This window comes from Micromonospora sp. DT81.3 (genome assembly GCF_049847225.1).
Classification (GTDB): Bacteria; Actinomycetota; Actinomycetes; order Actinomycetales; family Microbacteriaceae; genus Microbacterium.
In genome coordinates, this window is the sequence record NZ_JBNCNY010000009.1 from 100,415 (window position 1) to 116,967 (window position 16,553).

A 16,553-nucleotide genomic window follows, 5' to 3' on the forward strand; every position below is an offset into this window, starting at 1 on the left:
CATGGCCGAGCCCGGCGAAGGAATCGAAGTTGCCCGGTTCTACACGGGCAGCCGCCGGTTCCCGAAGGTCATCGGCCGTCTTCCTGACGGCACGCGGATCATCGGGGGCCCCTACACGATCGCTCAGGGGGTGGTCCTGGCCGGCGTGCTGATCCTCGGCCTGACAACCGTGAAGATCTGGGGCACAGGCAATCCGATCGTCGACATCCCACTCGCCGTGGTGATCGCCTGGGGGGCGGCGTGGGGTGCCGGCCGCCTCCCCAGCACCCGTCGCAACATGCTGAGCATTGCCGCAAGCTCCCTGTCGGCGATGACCCGCCCGACAGCCGGCAGGTACCGCGCCGGCACGCTCAAGATACGCACCCCGCACTACGCGGGGGGCAGCACTTCGATAAGCGAGCTGCCCGAGGACATCGCAGCTTCCGTTCTCGAGGTGGACGTGTCCACAACACCGATCCCTGTGGCATCCGTGCCGCAGCCGAGCCCGCAGCAGCACTCGACGGCGCAGCCGACTCCTCCATACGCGAAAGCGGTGAGCGGTGTTGAGCGACTGCTGCAGCAAGCCCGAGGAGGGCAGCAATGAAGATTCCCGCAACCGCCATGACGAGCAACCTGATGTGGACCCGATCGGGGGTCGTCTGGGCGACCTGGCGTCTGCAGCCGTTGCCCTTCTCCTACGCCACGGCCACGACCAAGGGACTCGTGAAGGCGCACCACCAGGCGCTTTTCCAGGCGCACCGCGGCGAGGGTCTTCTGCTCGGGCTGTGCGCGGATCTGGATCCTGTGACGATCGTCGAGCGGATGCTCGATGGGGTCCGAATCGACGAATGCCCCGACTGGGCCAAAGAGGTCGAGCTCACGTTGGATGCGCTCGAGCAGGTCCCGCTCGGAACTCGCGCGTTCTGGTTCGCGGTCCCTCTGGCCGCCGGCGATCCCAAAGCTCGTCTCATGTCCGCGCTCCGCTCGGGTGACCAGGCACTCAGGGATGCGCTTGCATTGCCGCGCCAGCTGCCCACACAGGGCGAGATCGATGCGGCGATGCGGATGGCCAAGGAGATCGAGGCGCGGATCCCGGCCGCATTCCAGCCCACCCGTGCAACCGCGGCCGAGCAGATCTGGATCGCGCTGCACTCTCAGCAGCGCGGCCTCTCGGTCGATGCGGTAGCTCCGGTTCCTCCTGCTCGAGGGGAAGCGGACGGGTTCGACGCGGACTCGCTCGCGCAGTTCCAGATGCCTTCGAGCATGCCCAATCCCTGGATTGACGAGGGCGGCCAGAGCGACCTCAACCCGAAGACCGGGCAGCAGTTCCTCCCCTTCAAGCGGCGATACCTCAAGGTCCACAGTCCCTACGCCGGCGATGAGTCGTCCTACCAGGTCATGCAGGTGCTCGTCGCGGCGCCGAAGGCCGGGTGGCAGTCCCCGGGCGTCGAATGGATGTCCCACGTCGACCAGCTGCCGTTGGATGTTGACTGGGGGATTCGGTTCACCGTGACCGGCGCCGATGAAGTCAAGCGGCGCAACAAGAAGGCAGAATCCGCGCTGCGTGAGCAGTACCAGCACCAGGAGGGCAGCGCAACAATCACCGGCGGTGGCTCCGACCTCGCGCAGATTGCCGAGTCCCTGGCCGCCTACCACGCCTCACTCAACCGCTCAGACAGGGAGGTCGAGGTCCAGGCGACCATGATCTTCACGGTCGGTGCAGACACCGCTGAGCTGGCCCAGAGGAAGGCCCGGTTCGTAGCAGCCGAGTACAAGAGGGCCGACTTCATCCTCGAGGCGCCGCTGGGCGTCCAGGAGGAGCTGTGGTGGTCAATGCTTCCCGGTATCCCGACCACGAGGATCGCTCGCGAGCTCACTCAAATCACGACCGGCCGCGAGTTCGCCACCGGCGTTCCACTCGTCAGCAACGAGCTCGGCGACGAGAAGGGCGCGCGGTTCGGCGAGAACATTTCCACCGCACGGCACACGCCGATCCTCCGCGACGCGGACGGCAGCATCCAAGCTGACACCAGCGCCAGCTTCGGTGTCGTGGCGGAGCTCGGCGCCGGAAAGAGCGTGCTGCTCAAGTGCGAGATCGGCGACGTCGTCGACAGGCAGGGCCGCATCGTCGCGATCGACCGCACTGAGGCAAAGGAGTACGCCTCGTTCGCGCGCAGCCTGCAGCCGGACACGACGATGATCGTCGACCTGATGGACCCGTCGTACTCGGTGGACCCTCTGCGGGTGTTCGGCCCACGGATCGGGGCCCGCATGGTGCAGAGCCTCTTCGCGGTGATGCTCGGCATCCGCGCTCGAGACAACCGCGGTGTGGCCCTGTCCAAGCTGCTCGAGCCCGACTACATGGCGGCGCACGACATCAGCAGCCTGGGCAAGCTCATCGCACACCTCAAGTCGTTCTCGTCCCCGGAAACCGACGAGCTCGCAGACCTGATCAACCTGGTCGCCTCCAAGGACATCGGGGAGGTCCTCTTCAACGACGGGCTCCCCGCAGTCGATCTGAAGTCCCGTGCGTTGGTGTTCCTCACGCACGGGCTCTCACTGCCTGACAAGACCGAGCTCGAGCACAAGCACCTGTACGACGAGATGCCGCTGGAGAAGATCTACGGCCGGGCCATGTACGCGATGCTGATGGGCGTCACCCGCGAGGTCTGCTTCATGAACCCGCGGGAGCTGGCCGGCGGGTTCTACGACGAAACTCACCACGTCACCGCGTCCCCGGAAGGTGAACGCGACCTCCGGATCGGCATCCGCGACGGCCGCAAGCACCGCGCGTTCTTCGGTCTCGGTTCCCACGACCCCGCAGACTTCGGTGACGTGCAGACCCGCGGCCTCCTCAAGACCCGCTTCGTGATGCGCCAGACCGACAAGGAGCTCGCGCGGCGGGCGATCGAATGGCTGACAGGCGAGACCGCAGATGCCGCGATGGTGAAGATCGTCACCGAGGAGCTCTCCCCGCTCGGCCCCGACGGAGCGGTTCCCCAGGATCGCCGCGGCGAGGGCCTGATGGTCGACCAGCGCGGTCGAATCGGCAAGTTCCGCAAGACCCTTCCCGAGCGTCTTGACCGGCGCAGTGCGGTCCTGTCGACTCCCTCCTTGGTGGCGACGTGATCACGTTCTACCGACACACCTTCGCGAGTCTCACCGGTGGGTTGTGGCGGGTGCGGCACTTTGCGCACGAGCATCCCTGGTGGACGCGGGTCATCGCCGTGGTCGTCATCGACCTGCTGCTTGTGGTGTTCGGCAACGTCTACATCGCCTACGCGGCCACCGTGGATCCGACAGCTCCGTACATCCTGGACACCACCATCACTGACAGCAACGGCGTGCCGCTGATCAACTACGCCATGCTGCCGATCGACCGAGGGGACGTCTTCAATTGGGGCAAGGCGTTCATCGCCGCCTGGCTGGACCCGATCTGGACGGGGCACCTCGGACTGGTGTCGTGGATGATCTGGTTCTGCAACTGGCTGGTCTCCTTCGAGTGGGTCAGCGTGGTGGCTGCGCCGTTCAACATCCTCGCCGACCTGCTTCAGGACTTCCTTGGCGAGATCCACTGGATCCCGGTCGCGCTGATGATCGCCGGCGGCTCCGCCGGCATCGCAATCATGCTCGGCCGCCACGCTTCCGGGTGGGCCGAAGTCTTCATCTCCGCGACCTGCGCCGTCCTGGCCGTGGGCATGCTCGCCAACCCCGTCGCCACCCTCACGGCAGCAGGTGGCGCGTTCGACACCGCTCAGGAGTACGGCGGCCAGATCGCCGCGGCGGTGGTCAGCGAGGACATCACCAGCGTGGAGATCGCCGACGACGACCTGCTCTCCTCCGCGGTCTCGTCGCAGCTCGTCGACATCTTCGTGCGCATCCCCGCCCAGACGATCGCCTTCGGGAAGGTCCTCGACGGTGCGTGCGCCAGCGGGTTCACCGACTCGATGCTGACGTCCTCACCGGTCGCCGGTGGCGGCAACGCCGTCCGTGACTCCGTCAACGGATGCGACCCGACCGCGAAGGCGTACAACGAGAACCCCAACTTCGGCCAGGTGATGACGGCTGCGACGATCGCGCCGGGTGCTCTAACGGTGTTCATCATCCCGATGGCGATCGGCGTCCTAATGCTGGTCACGGTCTTCGGGTTCCTGATCGCCGCGCTCAAGACCATGTGGAACGTCTACCTCGGCATCCTGCCCATCAACCGGTACCCGTTGTGGCGGTCCCTCGCTGACACCTTCACCGGACTCGTATCCATCGTCTTCATGGCGGTCGTCATGGCTGCCGTTCTCAAACTCACCGTCGCCTCGATCACCGGGCTCATGGACCTCGGACTTCCGATCACCGCGATGATGATCTTCGCCAACCTCGTCATGCTCGTGCTGATCTTCCTTCTGCTTCGCGCGAGAAAGGGGGCCAAGAAGGCAGGCCGGACGATGGCCGAACAGCTCTCGAAGTTCGGTCTCAACAAGGGCAACGAGGCGAGCGACAACGACGGCATGAAGGCCGTCGCCACCATGAGCGCACTCTCCGCGGTCGCCGCGGCCGCATTCCGACGTCCCGACCGCAACGTCGACGCCCGGTCCATCCACTTCGGCCCAGGAGCTCCAGGTGCTCCAGGAGCGACAGCAGACATCGGAACGATGACCGCCACACGAACGCCTGCGGCCCCCTCCGGCCCTGTCGGGCCGACGGGCGGGGCAACAGGCCGTCCGGCGCTTCCGGCGCCGCAGCGCGGCCCTGGCGGTCCCCCCAGCGGCACTGCTGGCGGATCGAAGGCGGAGAGGACCGCGGATCTCGTGTTCACCAGCGCCCGGATCGCCAAGGGCGGCGCCGCCGGCGGCGTTCCCGGCGTGATCGCGGCCGCCGGCATCGAGGTCGGCGGCCGCATCGCCAAGAAGGGAGCGTCCAAAGCCATCGAGTCCAGCACCAGAGCCAACGATGGGACGCCCAGCAAGACCGCCACGGCCACGCAGACCGCGCTGCATGTCGCACCGATGGTCGTCGCACCGCAGTCTGCCCGAACCCCCGAGGCCCGGCGCATCGTCGTTGACAGCTCAGGTGTCGGCCACGTCGTGCGCCGCTCGAGCGAGATCCAGGACATCTCGTCGCTGCCCGCCCGCGTGCAGTCGCCGCGCAACTCCGAGCTGCGCACACGGCTGGCGATCGCACAGAAGTAGCCACCTCATGTCGATAGGAACCCTCGAGCGCCCCGAGGTCGGTACCGACAACGGCGACGCCGGCAACAGGAAGCTCATCCTGATCATCGGCGCGGTGATCCTGGTGCCGATCGTGATCATCGCCGGCTACACGATGTTCATCATGGTGTTCCTGGGCACCACGCTCGGCGGTTCGTCAGGAGCCTGCACCGCCAGCGCAGGCTCCACAGTCACCCAGCTCGAGGTCGAGACCACCGGGGGAGCGACCCGCACGCTCAACGAGAAGCAGCTCACGAACGCTGCCGGCATCCTCGCCGTGGCCCGCACGCTGGGAGTGCCGCTGCAGGGGCAGCAGATCGCGATGATGACCGCGCTGCAGGAGTCGGGGCTGCATATGTACGCCAACTCCACTGTTCCGGAGTCGCTCGACTACCCGCATGACGCGGTCGGCTCCGACCACGATTCGGTCAACTTCTTCCAGCAGCGCGTCTCCGGTTGGGGCACGGTCGCTCAGCTGATGGACCCTACCTACGCCGCCAAAGCCTTCTTCGGAGGACCCGAAGGACCCAACGCGGGGTCGCCTCGAGGACTGCTCGACATCCCCGGTTGGGAGAGCATGCCACTGGGCGAAGCCGCCCAAACAGTGCAGAACTCGGCGTATCCCGACGCCTACGACAAGTGGGAGCTGGCGGCGCAGAAGATCGTCACCACTGTCGGTGGATCCATCACCTGCGGAAGCGGCACCGCCGGTCAGGCCGCCTACCCGATGGACCCCGGATACCAGATGACCTCCGACTATGGTCCCCGCGAGGTCACCGTCGAGGGCGCCTCGAGCTGGCACGCGGGCATCGACCTGCAGCTGTGGCCCGGACCGTGCGGCGACAACGTCTACGCGATCCTGCCAGGCACCGTCACCGTCAGCAGCGAGCTCTGGCTCTCCATCCGGCACCCGGACGGGTTCACCGTCCACTACCTGCACATGTACAAGAGCCAACGTCTCGTCGACGTCGGCGACACCGTCGAAGCAGGTCAGCAGATAGGCCTGACCGGGAACGTGCCACCCAGCGGCGGCTGCCACCTGCACCTGGCAATGAGTGTCACCGGCAACACCAATCCGGCCGTCGCGCAACTCACCACCGCCGGCACGCTGGGCGCCCCGAGCTACTACAGCGACTTCGTCAACCCGGAGGAGTTCATGCGCCTGTTCGGCATCGAGGTCTGCCCCAACGATGGAAGTTGCCGCCGCCTCTAACCCCCTGAAAAGCGCGTCATCGCGGGTTTTGGGTCTTCGATTACGTCTGGAAAACCGGACCGGTAGGCTACGGAATGGCCGGACCCGAACCGGCTCCCATTCCGATTTCCAGACGGTGATCTGTGCTCCAACCGACCAGCGACACCAGCGGAAACGGCCCGCGAAAGCCGCTGCATGGCGCTTCCGCGACCGGCTACCGCTCGATCGCCTATCGCGTCCCGGTGGCGTTGCATGCCCGGCTCAAGGCCGCCTGGTGGGCGACTCGAGATGAGCCCGACGGCGCACCTTCTTTGGCGGGTCTCGTCGAGCGTGCTTTCACCGAAGAAGCCTCGCGCCTGGAGCAGCTGCACAACGCTGGCGCCCCGTTCCCGCCGGCGCCGCTGCGCGCACAGGGTACGAACCCGCGCGGAGTCACCGGCTACGGCCACCGCGCCTACTACCTCCCGGTGGCGTTGCATGCGCGGCTCAAGGCCGCCTGGTGGGCCAGTCGGGCTAATCCCGACGGTGCACCGTCGTTGGCCGGTCTCGTCGAGCGTGCTTTCACCGAGGAGGCCTCGCGCCTCGAGCAGCTGCACAACGCCGGCGCCCCGTTCCCACCCGCCCCAGACACGGCTCGCGGGGTGAGTCGCGCCGCGGCAGAGCGACAAGGCGAATGGCTGCGCGCGGAGTGGGAAAGACGCCGGCAAGACCAGGCCACCGAGACCGACTAACTGATGTTGCCGACGATGTTGCGGCGATATGCAGACGGTGTTGCGCTATACCGCTAGAGGGATGTGCGGCTGAAAAAGCGACCCGGGGGTGGGGTGGCCCGCCTCCGCTTACCTCGCTTCGCTTCGGCACTGCGGCGGGGCCATCCTATCAACGGTGTCAAGCGTGGTGGCAGCAGTGTTGCGTCGGTGTTTGTTCGCCGCCAAACATCTTGTCAGTAGCGCCAAACATCTTGTCAGTAGCGCCATCGACGTGTCAGTAGCGCCAAACATCTTGTCAGTAGCCCGGCGGCGCGGTGCCTTCAAGGCGGCCTGCTCAGTGCCGAGAGGATGGTCGGTGGCTCCTCGCTGATCCAGGATGGTTGCCCGCGTGTCCTCTTCGACGGTCGTCCCGCCCGAGAGCGTCAAGTTGAACTCTATGAGTTGGGCGGGGAGTGGTGCCGATGCGGCCAGACCGGGTCCTAACTGGACGGCTCTCGCGGGGGGAGACTGACGTCTAGATGGGGTGTACCCCAACCCGACGCTCTGACGTCTTCGGATCATTAGACGATCTCGAGGGTGCGACAGCTACTAGGTTCCACCAGCCATCAACAAGGCCTGGATCGACGTGCTGATGCTCACTGCAAACTCGCCGACCGGACAGTACGCGGTACCGGAACCCCTCGAGCCGGGGACCGTCCCGACCCCGGGGGGGGGCGTTCATGAAGCGCATTGACGTGCACTACGGAGGCGGTTTGCACAGCATTGGCGGCCGGGAACTAGCCGAGATCCAGGCTCAGCTCGAGTCGCTCATGGGACCGGTAGAGGTCTGCTTGACGCGCAACGTCCAGGCAAAGCGCATGACGAGCAGGCCCGCCCAAAACCAGGGGTGTGTGCTTGCAATACTCCCGCTCAAATTCGAGGATGGAACCGAGTTGGCATCGATCGCCGCTTGGTTGGGGTTAGAGCCGAGGCGGCCGGTGAGCGTCCCTCGATCTGGCGGCCAGAGTCGCGTGAGCGGGCGGGGGATGTCGCGTAGGCTCGCGAGCACTCGGGAGCCGGCATCGCTCGTCGACTGCGCGACTATTTGGCTACGAGTGTCGTCTCGAAGCTGTACATGTCTGGGCGATAGCAGTGATGGCCGAACTCGATGGCGCGTCCGGAGCTGTCGAAGGCGATGCGCTCCATCGTGAGCACGGGGCCGCCCTTGTCGATGTCCAGCAGGTCGCTCTCGTCGCCGTGCGCTCGGCGTGCGCCGATCTTTTGCTTGGCGATGCGGATGGTCACGCCGCGTGCGCGCATGATCTGGTACAGCCCGCGCTCCTCGAGCTGGGATGTGGAGATGTCGGCGAACTCCACCGGGAGGTAGTTCTCGAGCACGGCGACGGGGACGTTATCCGTGCTGCGCTGGCGGCGGATGTAGACGACGTCGTCTCCGGCGGTCAGGCCCAGCCCGGCTGCGACCGCGTCGCTCGCGGGGACGATCTCGTGCGTCAGGACCCTCGTGCCCGGCTCGTGGTGGGCGCTCTGCAGATCCTCGTAGAGGCTCGTCAGCTCGACCTGCCGGGTCACGGTTCCCTGTACGACCTGCGTTCCGATCCCTCGTCGCCGCACGAGGAGACCCTTGTCAACGATGTCCTGAATGGCTCGCCGGATGGTAGGGCGGGAGAGGCCGAGTCGCTGGGCGATGGCGATCTCGTTCTCGAGCCGGGCGCCCGCGGGTATCGCCCCCGACCGGATCGCCGCCTCGAGGCGGCTCGACACCTGGAAGTAGAGAGGCACAGGCCCGGTGCGGTCCAGGTCGAGGAAGAGCTCGTCGGGCCACACAGTCTGGTCGCTTGCCATCGGCCGGCCTTCCCCTGGAACCTTTGACGTCCTATTGTCGGGACAACGTTACACGGACCCCGCTTTGTCAGCGGAGCGGCAAGCCCCCGACGCGAAGATTCTATTTGCCGAGTCCAATCTTTGTGCTATTGTTAGGACATATTCGTCCGTCACGGTCCTTGTATCGGACACCCACTGGCCCTGCCCATCGCGCACGAGAGAGTTGTACAGCGGAGTATGACTGAGACATCCAGCACCCCCGACGTCCTGGCGATCGGCCGCCTCGGAGTGGACATCTACCCGCTCCAGTCCGGGGTCGGCCTCGAAGACGTGCAGACGTTCGGCAAGTATCTCGGCGGCAGCGCGGCGAACGTCTCGGTGGCCGCGGCGCGCTACAGTCACCACTCGGCGCTCATCTCGCGCGTCGGGAATGACCCGTTCGGCCGCTACCTGCTGCGGGAGCTCGACCGGCTCGTTGTCGACAACCGCTACGTGGCGACCGACCCCTCCCTGAAGACTCCGGTCACGTTCTGCGAGATCTTTCCGCCCGACGACTTCCCCCTCTACTTCTACCGCGAGCCCAAGGCTCCCGATCTCAACGTCGAGCCGGCCGAGCTCGACCTCGACGCGGTACGCGCTGCCAAGGTGTTCTGGTTCACCGTGACCGGTCTCAGCCAGGAGCCCAGCCGCGCCGCCCACCACGCGGCGCTGCAGGCGCGCGGGCGTGCCGAGAACACGGTGATCGACCTCGACTACCGGCCGATGTTCTGGACGGATGCGGCGGAGGCGACCGCGCAGGTCGCGCGGGCGCTCGAGCACGCCACCGTCGCCGTCGGCAATCGCGAGGAGTGCGAGGTAGCCGTCGGCGAGACCGAGCCGCTGCGCGCGGCGGACGCCCTGCTCGAGCGCGGCGTGCGATTGGCGATCGTCAAGCAGGGCCCCAAGGGCGTGCTGGCCAAGACAGCAGACGAGACCGTTGAGGTCCCGCCCTACTTCGTCGACGTCGTCAACGGCCTCGGAGCCGGCGACGCCTTCGGCGGCGCGCTCTGCCACGGCCTCCTCGAAGGCTGGGAACTGGAGCGCGTTCTGCGCTTCGCCAACGTCGCCGGAGCCCTCGTCGCATCCCGGCTTGAATGCTCGACCGCCATGCCGACTACCGAAGAGGTCGACGCCATCCTTCAGAGGGGATTCTGACATGAGCAACGACATCCTCACGGCCCTCGACTTCGACCGGCTGCGCGACATCCGCGCGAATGAGCCGGGCGCCATCGCACGGGCCTTCGCGACGCGCAGCCGCCGTGAGGTGCTGCGCGGCGACGGACGCATGTTCATCATCGCGGCCGATCACCCGGCGCGTGGTGCCCTGGCCGTCGGCCAGAACGCCACCGCGATGGCGAACCGCTACGAACTGCTCGACCGGCTCGCGACCGCGCTCAGCCGTCCCGGCGTGGATGGCGTGCTCGGTACACCCGACATCATCGACGATCTCGCCGCCCTGGGTCTGCTCGACGACAAGCTGATCGTCGGCTCGATGAACCGGGGCGGGCTGCGCGGCGCATCCTTCGAGATGGACGACCGGTACACCGGCTTCGACGTCGCGTCGATGACCGCCGCGGGCATCGACTTCGCCAAGACGCTCATCCGCGTGAACCTTGACGACGCGGGCACCGCGCCGACCCTGCAGGCGACGGCGGATGCGGTCACGCAGGCCGCCGCTGCCCGCCTGCCGATCATGCTCGAGCCGTTTATGAGCCGGTGGCAGGACGGCCGGATCGTCAACGACCTGTCGACGGATGCCGTGATCCTCTCGGTCGCGATCGCGTCCGGGCTGGGCGCGAGCAGCGCGTACACGTGGATGAAGCTGCCCGTGGTCGATGACATGGAACGCGTCATGGAGGCCACCACCATGCCGACGTTGCTCCTCGGCGGGGACTCCGGCGTCGATCCCGACGAGACGTTCGCCGCCTGGCAGGACGCGCTCGCCCTTCCCGGTGTGCGCGGCCTCACGGTCGGACGCACCCTCCTCTATCCCCCGGACGGCGATGTGGCCGGAGCGGTGGACACGGCAGCCGCCATGGTCCACCCCACGCTGAGCGTCGTTGCCTGATCAAACCCCAAGCCTGATCAACCCCCAGAAGGACAACTCATGAGCACCACAGACACTTTCTCCGCCCCCGCCACGGAGGCCGCGCCCACGCGGGTCATCTCCCACTGGATCGACGGCGCCGAGCGCCCGTCCTCGAGCGGGCGCACCGCACCCGTGTACAACCCCGCGACGGGCGCCGTCCAGGCCCGGGTGGCGCTGGCCGATCAGGCCGAGATCGACGAGGCCCTCGCATCCGCCCAGCGCGGCTACCAGCTGTGGAGCCGGTACTCGATCGCCAAGCGCCAGACCGTGCTGTTCGCGTTCCGGGAGCTGCTGAACGCTCGCAAGCTGGAGCTCGCGGAGATCATCACCTCCGAGCACGGCAAGGTCGTCTCGGACGCGATGGGCGAGATCCTGCGCGGCCAGGAGGTCGTGGAACTCGCGACCGGCTTCCCGCACCTGATCAAGGGGGCGTTCAGCGAGAACGCCTCGACCGGCATCGACGTGTACTCGCTCAAGCAGCCGCTCGGCGTCGTCGGCGTCATCTCGCCCTTCAACTTCCCCGTGATGGTGCCCCTCTGGTTCGTGCCGATCGCAATCGCCGCCGGCAACAGCGTCGTCCTCAAGCCCAGCGAGAAGGACCCATCGGCCGCGCTGTGGCTTGCGGAGCTGTGGAAGGAGGCCGGACTCCCGGACGGCGTCTTCACCGTGCTGCAAGGCGACAAGCTCGCCGTCGACGGCCTGCTGCACAGCCCGGTCGTGCAGTCGATCTCGTTCGTCGGTTCCACCCCGATCGCTCAGTACATCTACGAGACCGCGTCGCGCAACGGCAAGCGCGTGCAGGCTCTGGGAGGGGCGAAGAACCACATGCTGGTGCTGCCCGACGCCGACCTCGACCTCGTCGCCGACCAGGCGGTCAACGCCGGTTTCGGCGCCGCGGGGGAGCGGTGCATGGCGATCTCCGTCGTGCTGGCCGTCGAGCCGGTCGCCGACGACCTGATCGCCAAGATCACCGAGCGGATCGCTCGCCTGAAGATCGGCAATGGGGCGGGGGAGAACGGCGTCGAGCCGGACATGGGTCCGCTGATCACCGACGTGCACCGCGAGAAGGTGTCGAGCTACGTGGACATCGCCGAGCAGGACGGCGCGAAGATCGTCGTGGACGGTCGCGGCCTGACGGTCGAGGGCCACGAGGACGGGTTCTTCTTCGGCCCGACGCTGATCGACGACATCCCGACGACCTCTCGCGCCTACCAGGAGGAGATCTTCGGACCGGTGCTCTCGATCGTGCGCGTCGACAGCTACGACGAGGGGCTGGATCTGATCAACTCGGGCGAGTTCGGCAACGGCACCGCGATCTTCACGAATGACGGCGGGGCCGCGCGACGCTTCCAGAACGAGGTGCAGGTCGGCATGATCGGGATCAATGTCCCCATCCCGGTCCCGGTCGCGTACCACTCCTTCGGCGGCTGGAAGAAGTCGCTGTTCGGCGACGCGAAGGCGTACGGCGTGCACGGCTTCGACTTCTTCACACGCGAGAAGGCCATCACCAGCCGTTGGCTTGACCCCGCAACGCGGCACCACTCGGAGCACAGCGGCATCAACCTCGGATTCCCGCAGAACACCTGACACGAGCGGGATGCCGCGGCCCGCGTTTCGAGGGACACGTGGGCCGCGGCATCCGTTTCACCACCGACACACGAAAGCCGACATGAGCACGACAGACCAGCGCTGGTTCCACCGCCGGGGCGACCTCACCCACGGCGACTGGGAGAGCGTCGTAGACGCGACCACCCCCGGCTGGGAGCACACCGGCATCCGCGTCGCCGATCTGGTGGAGGGCGACCAGCTGACCCTGGGCGAGCGGGGCGTCGAGCGGATCGTCGTGCCCCTGGCCGGATCCTTCACGGTCGCGCACCACCACTTCCCGGGGGAGTGGGAGACGCGGCTGCACGGCCGGCCGTCGGTGTTCGACGGTCCCACCGACGTGCTGTATCTCCCGACGGGGACGGCGGCGGAGGTGCGGGGGCACGGTCGCGTCGCCATCGCGGAGGCGCCGACGCGCGAGCGCAGGCCGTGGCAGTACATCCCCGCGGCCGATACCCCCGTAGAGCTCCGCGGTGCGGGCGCATCGAGCAGGCAGGTGCACAACTTCGGCACACCGCAGGCCCTGGATGCCGCGAAGCTCATCGTGTGCGAGGTCATTACACCGGCCGAGAACTGGTCGTCCTACCCGCCGCACAAGCACGACGAGCACGTACCCGGCCACGAGTCCCGCCTCGAGGAGATCTACTACTTCGAGACCGCCCCCGCGCGCGGGGCGACCGGCGGATCGGCGGATGCCGCGTTCGGCATGTTCAGCACATACTCTTCGCCCGCCGGCGAGATCGACATCAACGCGATGGTGCGCTCAGGCGACATCGCCCTCGTCCCGTACGGCTACCACGGGCCTGCGGTCGCAGCGCCCGGTTACGACCTGTACTACCTCAACGTGATGGCCGGACCCGACCCCGAGCGGGAATGGCTCATCAGCGACGACCCCGCGCACGCGTGGGTGCGCGAATCATGGAACGGGCAGGAGTTCGACTCCCGCCTCCCGTACACCGACGACACGACCGGAAAGGAAGGCCGGCACTGATGGCCACGACGAAGCGGATGACGGTCAGCCAGGCGCTGGTTGGGTTCCTGGGACATCAATGGACCGTCGACGGCGACGTGCGCGAGCGCACGATTCCCGGGATGCTCGGAATCTTCGGCCACGGCAATGTGGCCGGCATCGGTCAGGCGCTGAAGCAGGCCAACGTGGAGCAGCCCGACCTGATGCCCTATTACCAGGCGCGCAACGAGCAGGCGATGGTGCACCAGGCGGTCGGATACGCGCGCATGCACCGACGTCGCGCCACTCTCGCGTCGGCCGCTTCGGTGGGCCCGGGTGCAGCGAACATGCTCACGGGCGCCGCCCTCGCCACGACGAACCGCCTGCCCGCCCTCCTCCTTCCCAGCGACACGTTCGCGACGCGAGTGGCCGACCCCGTGCTGCAGCAGCTGGAGCAGCCGTGGGACATCGGCCTCACCGTCAACGACGCGTTCCGGCCGCTGTCGCGATTCTTCGACCGGGTGCAGCGACCCGAGCAGCTCTACTCGATCGCCCTGGCCGCCATGCGCGTGCTGACCGACCCGGCCGAGACCGGCGCCGTCACGATCGCCCTGCCCGAGGACGTGCAGGCCGAGGCGCTGGACGTGCCACTCGAGTTCCTCCAGGACCGCGAGTGGCACATCCGCCGGCCCCTCCCGGAGCGCGGACCGCTCGCCCGCGCGGTCGCCGCCATCCGCTCCGCGAAGCGGCCGCTGATCGTCGCCGGCGGCGGCGTCCTCTACTCCAGCGCCGAGAACGAACTGCGTGCTCTCGTCGAGGCCAGCGGCATCCCGGTCGGCACGTCTCAGGCCGGCGGCGGCGTGCTCGACTGGGATCACCCGCAGAACCTGGGGGGCATCGGCGCGACGGGCACGCTGGCAGCGAATCGGCTCGCCGCCGAGGCCGACGTGGTGATCGGCATCGGCACCCGCTACAGCGATTTCACGACGGCGTCGCGCACCGCGTTCCAGGACCCCGACGTGCGGTTCGTCAACATCAACGTCGCCGCATTCGACGCTTACAAGCACGGCACGCAGCTCTCGGTGATCGCCGACGCGCGGGAGGCGCTGGTCGCTCTCGCCGTCGAGCTCGAGGGATACCAGGTGCCGTCGGAGTACGCCGAGCGCACCGCCCGTGAGAAGGCGCAGTGGGATGCCGCGGTGGACGACACGTTCGCGCCGTCCGGCCTCGCATTGCCCGGGCAGCCCGAGATCGTCGGCGCCGTCCAGTCGGTCAGTGCGCCGGAGGACGTGGTCGTCCAGGCCGCGGGCTCGCTCCCGGGCGACCTGCACAAGCTGTGGCGCGTCCGTGATCCGCTCGGATATCACGTCGAGTACGCGTTCTCCTGCATGGGGTACGAGATCGCCGGCGGTCTCGGCGCCAAGCGCGGGCTGCTCGCAGCCGGTGACGACCGCGATGTGATCGTGATGGTGGGCGACGGCTCCTACCTGATGCTCAACACGGAGCTCGTGACGGCGGTGGCCGAAGGCATCAAGCTCATCGTCATCCTGATCCAGAACCACGGGTACGCCTCGATCGGGCACCTGTCGGAGACGGTCGGGTCGGAGCGCTTCGGCACCTGGTACCGCGAGTACGACCCGGACGCGAGGAACTTCCAGGGCGAGGAAATCCTGCCGGTCGACCTTGCGATGAATGCCCGCAGCTACGGGATGAAGGTGGTCGAGATCGACCCGGGGGCTTCGTCGATCGACGACCTGAAGGCGGCCGTCGCAGCGGCGAAGGCATCCGATCGCTCGACGTTCATCCACATCAACAGCGACCCGCTCATCTACGCGCCCGAGGGTGACGGCTGGTGGGACGTGCCGGTGCCCGAGACGTCGACCCTCGCGTCGACGCAGCGGGCCCGCGAGCAGTACTTGCTCGAACAGGCGAATCAGAAGCCGCTGCTCGGCTGAACGTCGAAGCCTGCACCTGCTGAAGCCGAGACTCGAACACCACCCACGGAGGAGACCATGACCGACACCATTCCCCCCGACGCCGACATCGTCGTCAACAAGGGCCCCGGCCTGCGGATCGGCACCGCCCCCGATTCCTGGGGAGTGTGGTTCCCCGACGATCCGAAGCAGGTTCCGTGGCAGCGGTTCCTCGACGAGGTGGTCGGGGCGGGCTACTCCTGGATCGAGCTGGGCCCCTACGGTTACCTGCCGACCGACCCGCATCAGCTGGAGGACGAGCTGGGCAGCCGTGGCCTGAAGCTCAGCGCCGGCACGGTTTTCACGGGCTTCCACAAGGGCGAGGACCAGTGGCAGCGCGCTTGGGATCAGGCGCTGTCCGTCGCGGGTCTCGCGTCGAAGCTCGGCGCGGAGCACCTCGTGGTCATCCCGGATCTGTGGCGCAGCGACGCCACGAGCGAGGTGCTCGAGTCCCGCACGCTCACCGACGAGCAGTGGGCGAAGCTCGCGGCCGGTCACGACCGGCTCGGCAAGGCGCTCCTCGAGGAGTTCGGCGTGAAGCAGCAGTTCCATTCCCACGCCGACAGCCATGTCGGCACGACCCGGGAGGTGAATCGCTTCCTCGACGAGACCGATCCCCGCTACACGAACCTGTGCCTCGACACCGGCCACTTCGCGTACTACGGGGGCGACAACGTGAAGCTGATCGAGGAGCGCCCGGAGCGGATCGGGTACCTGCACCTCAAGCAGGTCGACACCTCCCTTCTGTTCGACGTCCTGAAGAACGACGTCCCGTTCGCGGAGGCGGTCGCACAGGGCATCATGATCGAGCCGCCTCATGGGGTGCCCGACTTGGCGCCGATCATCGAGGCGGTGGCCGCGATCGACCACGACATCTTCGCGATCGTCGAGCAGGACATGTACGGCTGCGACGTCGACCACCCGTTCCCGATCGCCAAGCGCACCCGCGAGCACATCTTCGCCTGCACGCACTTCGCCCGCGTCCACTGACCCAT

Annotated in this window: 12 protein-coding genes; 11 read left to right on the forward strand and 1 reads right to left on the reverse strand. The window is 67.3% G+C overall.

The window, feature by feature from the left end:
- Position 1: 1 nt before the first annotated feature.
- From ACPW96_RS18350 to ACPW96_RS18370, 5 genes are all read left to right on the forward strand, one after another.
- Positions 2-583 (forward strand): hypothetical protein, encoded by a 582-nt coding sequence (locus tag ACPW96_RS18350; protein ID WP_425884765.1) that lies wholly within the window; start codon positions 2-4, stop codon positions 581-583.
- Positions 580-3,108: an ATP-binding protein gene (locus ACPW96_RS18355; protein WP_425884766.1), complete on the forward strand. Its 2,529-nt coding sequence runs from the start codon at positions 580-582 to the stop codon at positions 3,106-3,108. The genes ACPW96_RS18350 and ACPW96_RS18355 overlap by 4 nt, the downstream gene beginning before the upstream one ends.
- Positions 3,105-5,162, forward strand: coding sequence for a hypothetical protein (locus ACPW96_RS18360; RefSeq protein WP_425884767.1), 2,058 nt, complete (start codon positions 3,105-3,107; stop codon positions 5,160-5,162). Before ACPW96_RS18355 ends, ACPW96_RS18360 begins: the two co-directional genes overlap by 4 nt.
- Positions 5,163-5,169: 7 nt before the next feature.
- Positions 5,170-6,393 (forward strand): M23 family metallopeptidase, encoded by a 1,224-nt coding sequence (locus ACPW96_RS18365; RefSeq protein ID WP_425884768.1) that lies wholly within the window; start codon positions 5,170-5,172, stop codon positions 6,391-6,393.
- 122 nt (positions 6,394-6,515) lie between these two features.
- A complete protein-coding gene (locus ACPW96_RS18370; RefSeq protein ID WP_425884769.1) occupies positions 6,516-7,103 on the forward strand; it encodes a hypothetical protein in 588 nt (195 codons plus the stop codon).
- Positions 7,104-8,162: 1,059 nt separating this feature from the next.
- Here ACPW96_RS18370 and ACPW96_RS18375 read toward each other — a convergent pair.
- Positions 8,163-8,924: a GntR family transcriptional regulator gene (locus ACPW96_RS18375; protein ID WP_425884770.1), complete on the reverse strand. Its 762-nt coding sequence runs from the start codon at positions 8,922-8,924 to the stop codon at positions 8,163-8,165.
- Positions 8,925-9,140: 216 nt separating this feature from the next.
- Here ACPW96_RS18375 and iolC point away from each other — a divergent pair, with 216 nt between their 5' ends.
- The 6 genes from iolC to ACPW96_RS18405 all read left to right on the forward strand — a co-directional run bounded on the left by iolC (position 9,141) and on the right by ACPW96_RS18405 (position 16,548).
- Positions 9,141-10,097, forward strand: a complete 957-nt coding sequence (gene iolC, locus ACPW96_RS18380; protein WP_425884772.1) for a 5-dehydro-2-deoxygluconokinase — start codon at positions 9,141-9,143, stop codon at positions 10,095-10,097.
- Between the two features lies 1 nt (position 10,098).
- On the forward strand, positions 10,099-11,010 hold the full coding sequence (locus ACPW96_RS18385; RefSeq protein WP_425884774.1) for a class I fructose-bisphosphate aldolase: 912 nt from the start codon (positions 10,099-10,101) through the stop codon (positions 11,008-11,010).
- 39 nt (positions 11,011-11,049) lie between these two features.
- A complete protein-coding gene (locus ACPW96_RS18390) occupies positions 11,050-12,618 on the forward strand; it encodes a CoA-acylating methylmalonate-semialdehyde dehydrogenase (protein WP_425884775.1) in 1,569 nt (522 codons plus the stop codon).
- Positions 12,619-12,700: 82 nt separating this feature from the next.
- The gene (gene iolB / locus ACPW96_RS18395) at positions 12,701-13,627 is read left to right on the forward strand and encodes a 5-deoxy-glucuronate isomerase (protein ID WP_425884777.1); all 927 of its coding nucleotides are present in this window, start codon (positions 12,701-12,703) and stop codon (positions 13,625-13,627) included.
- Positions 13,627-15,540, forward strand: coding sequence for a 3D-(3,5/4)-trihydroxycyclohexane-1,2-dione acylhydrolase (decyclizing) (gene iolD, locus ACPW96_RS18400; RefSeq protein ID WP_425884779.1), 1,914 nt, complete (start codon positions 13,627-13,629; stop codon positions 15,538-15,540). The genes iolB and iolD overlap by 1 nt, the downstream gene beginning before the upstream one ends.
- A 57-nt stretch (positions 15,541-15,597) precedes the next feature.
- On the forward strand, positions 15,598-16,548 hold the full coding sequence (locus tag ACPW96_RS18405; RefSeq protein ID WP_425884780.1) for a sugar phosphate isomerase/epimerase family protein: 951 nt from the start codon (positions 15,598-15,600) through the stop codon (positions 16,546-16,548).
- Positions 16,549-16,553 lie beyond the last annotated feature (5 nt).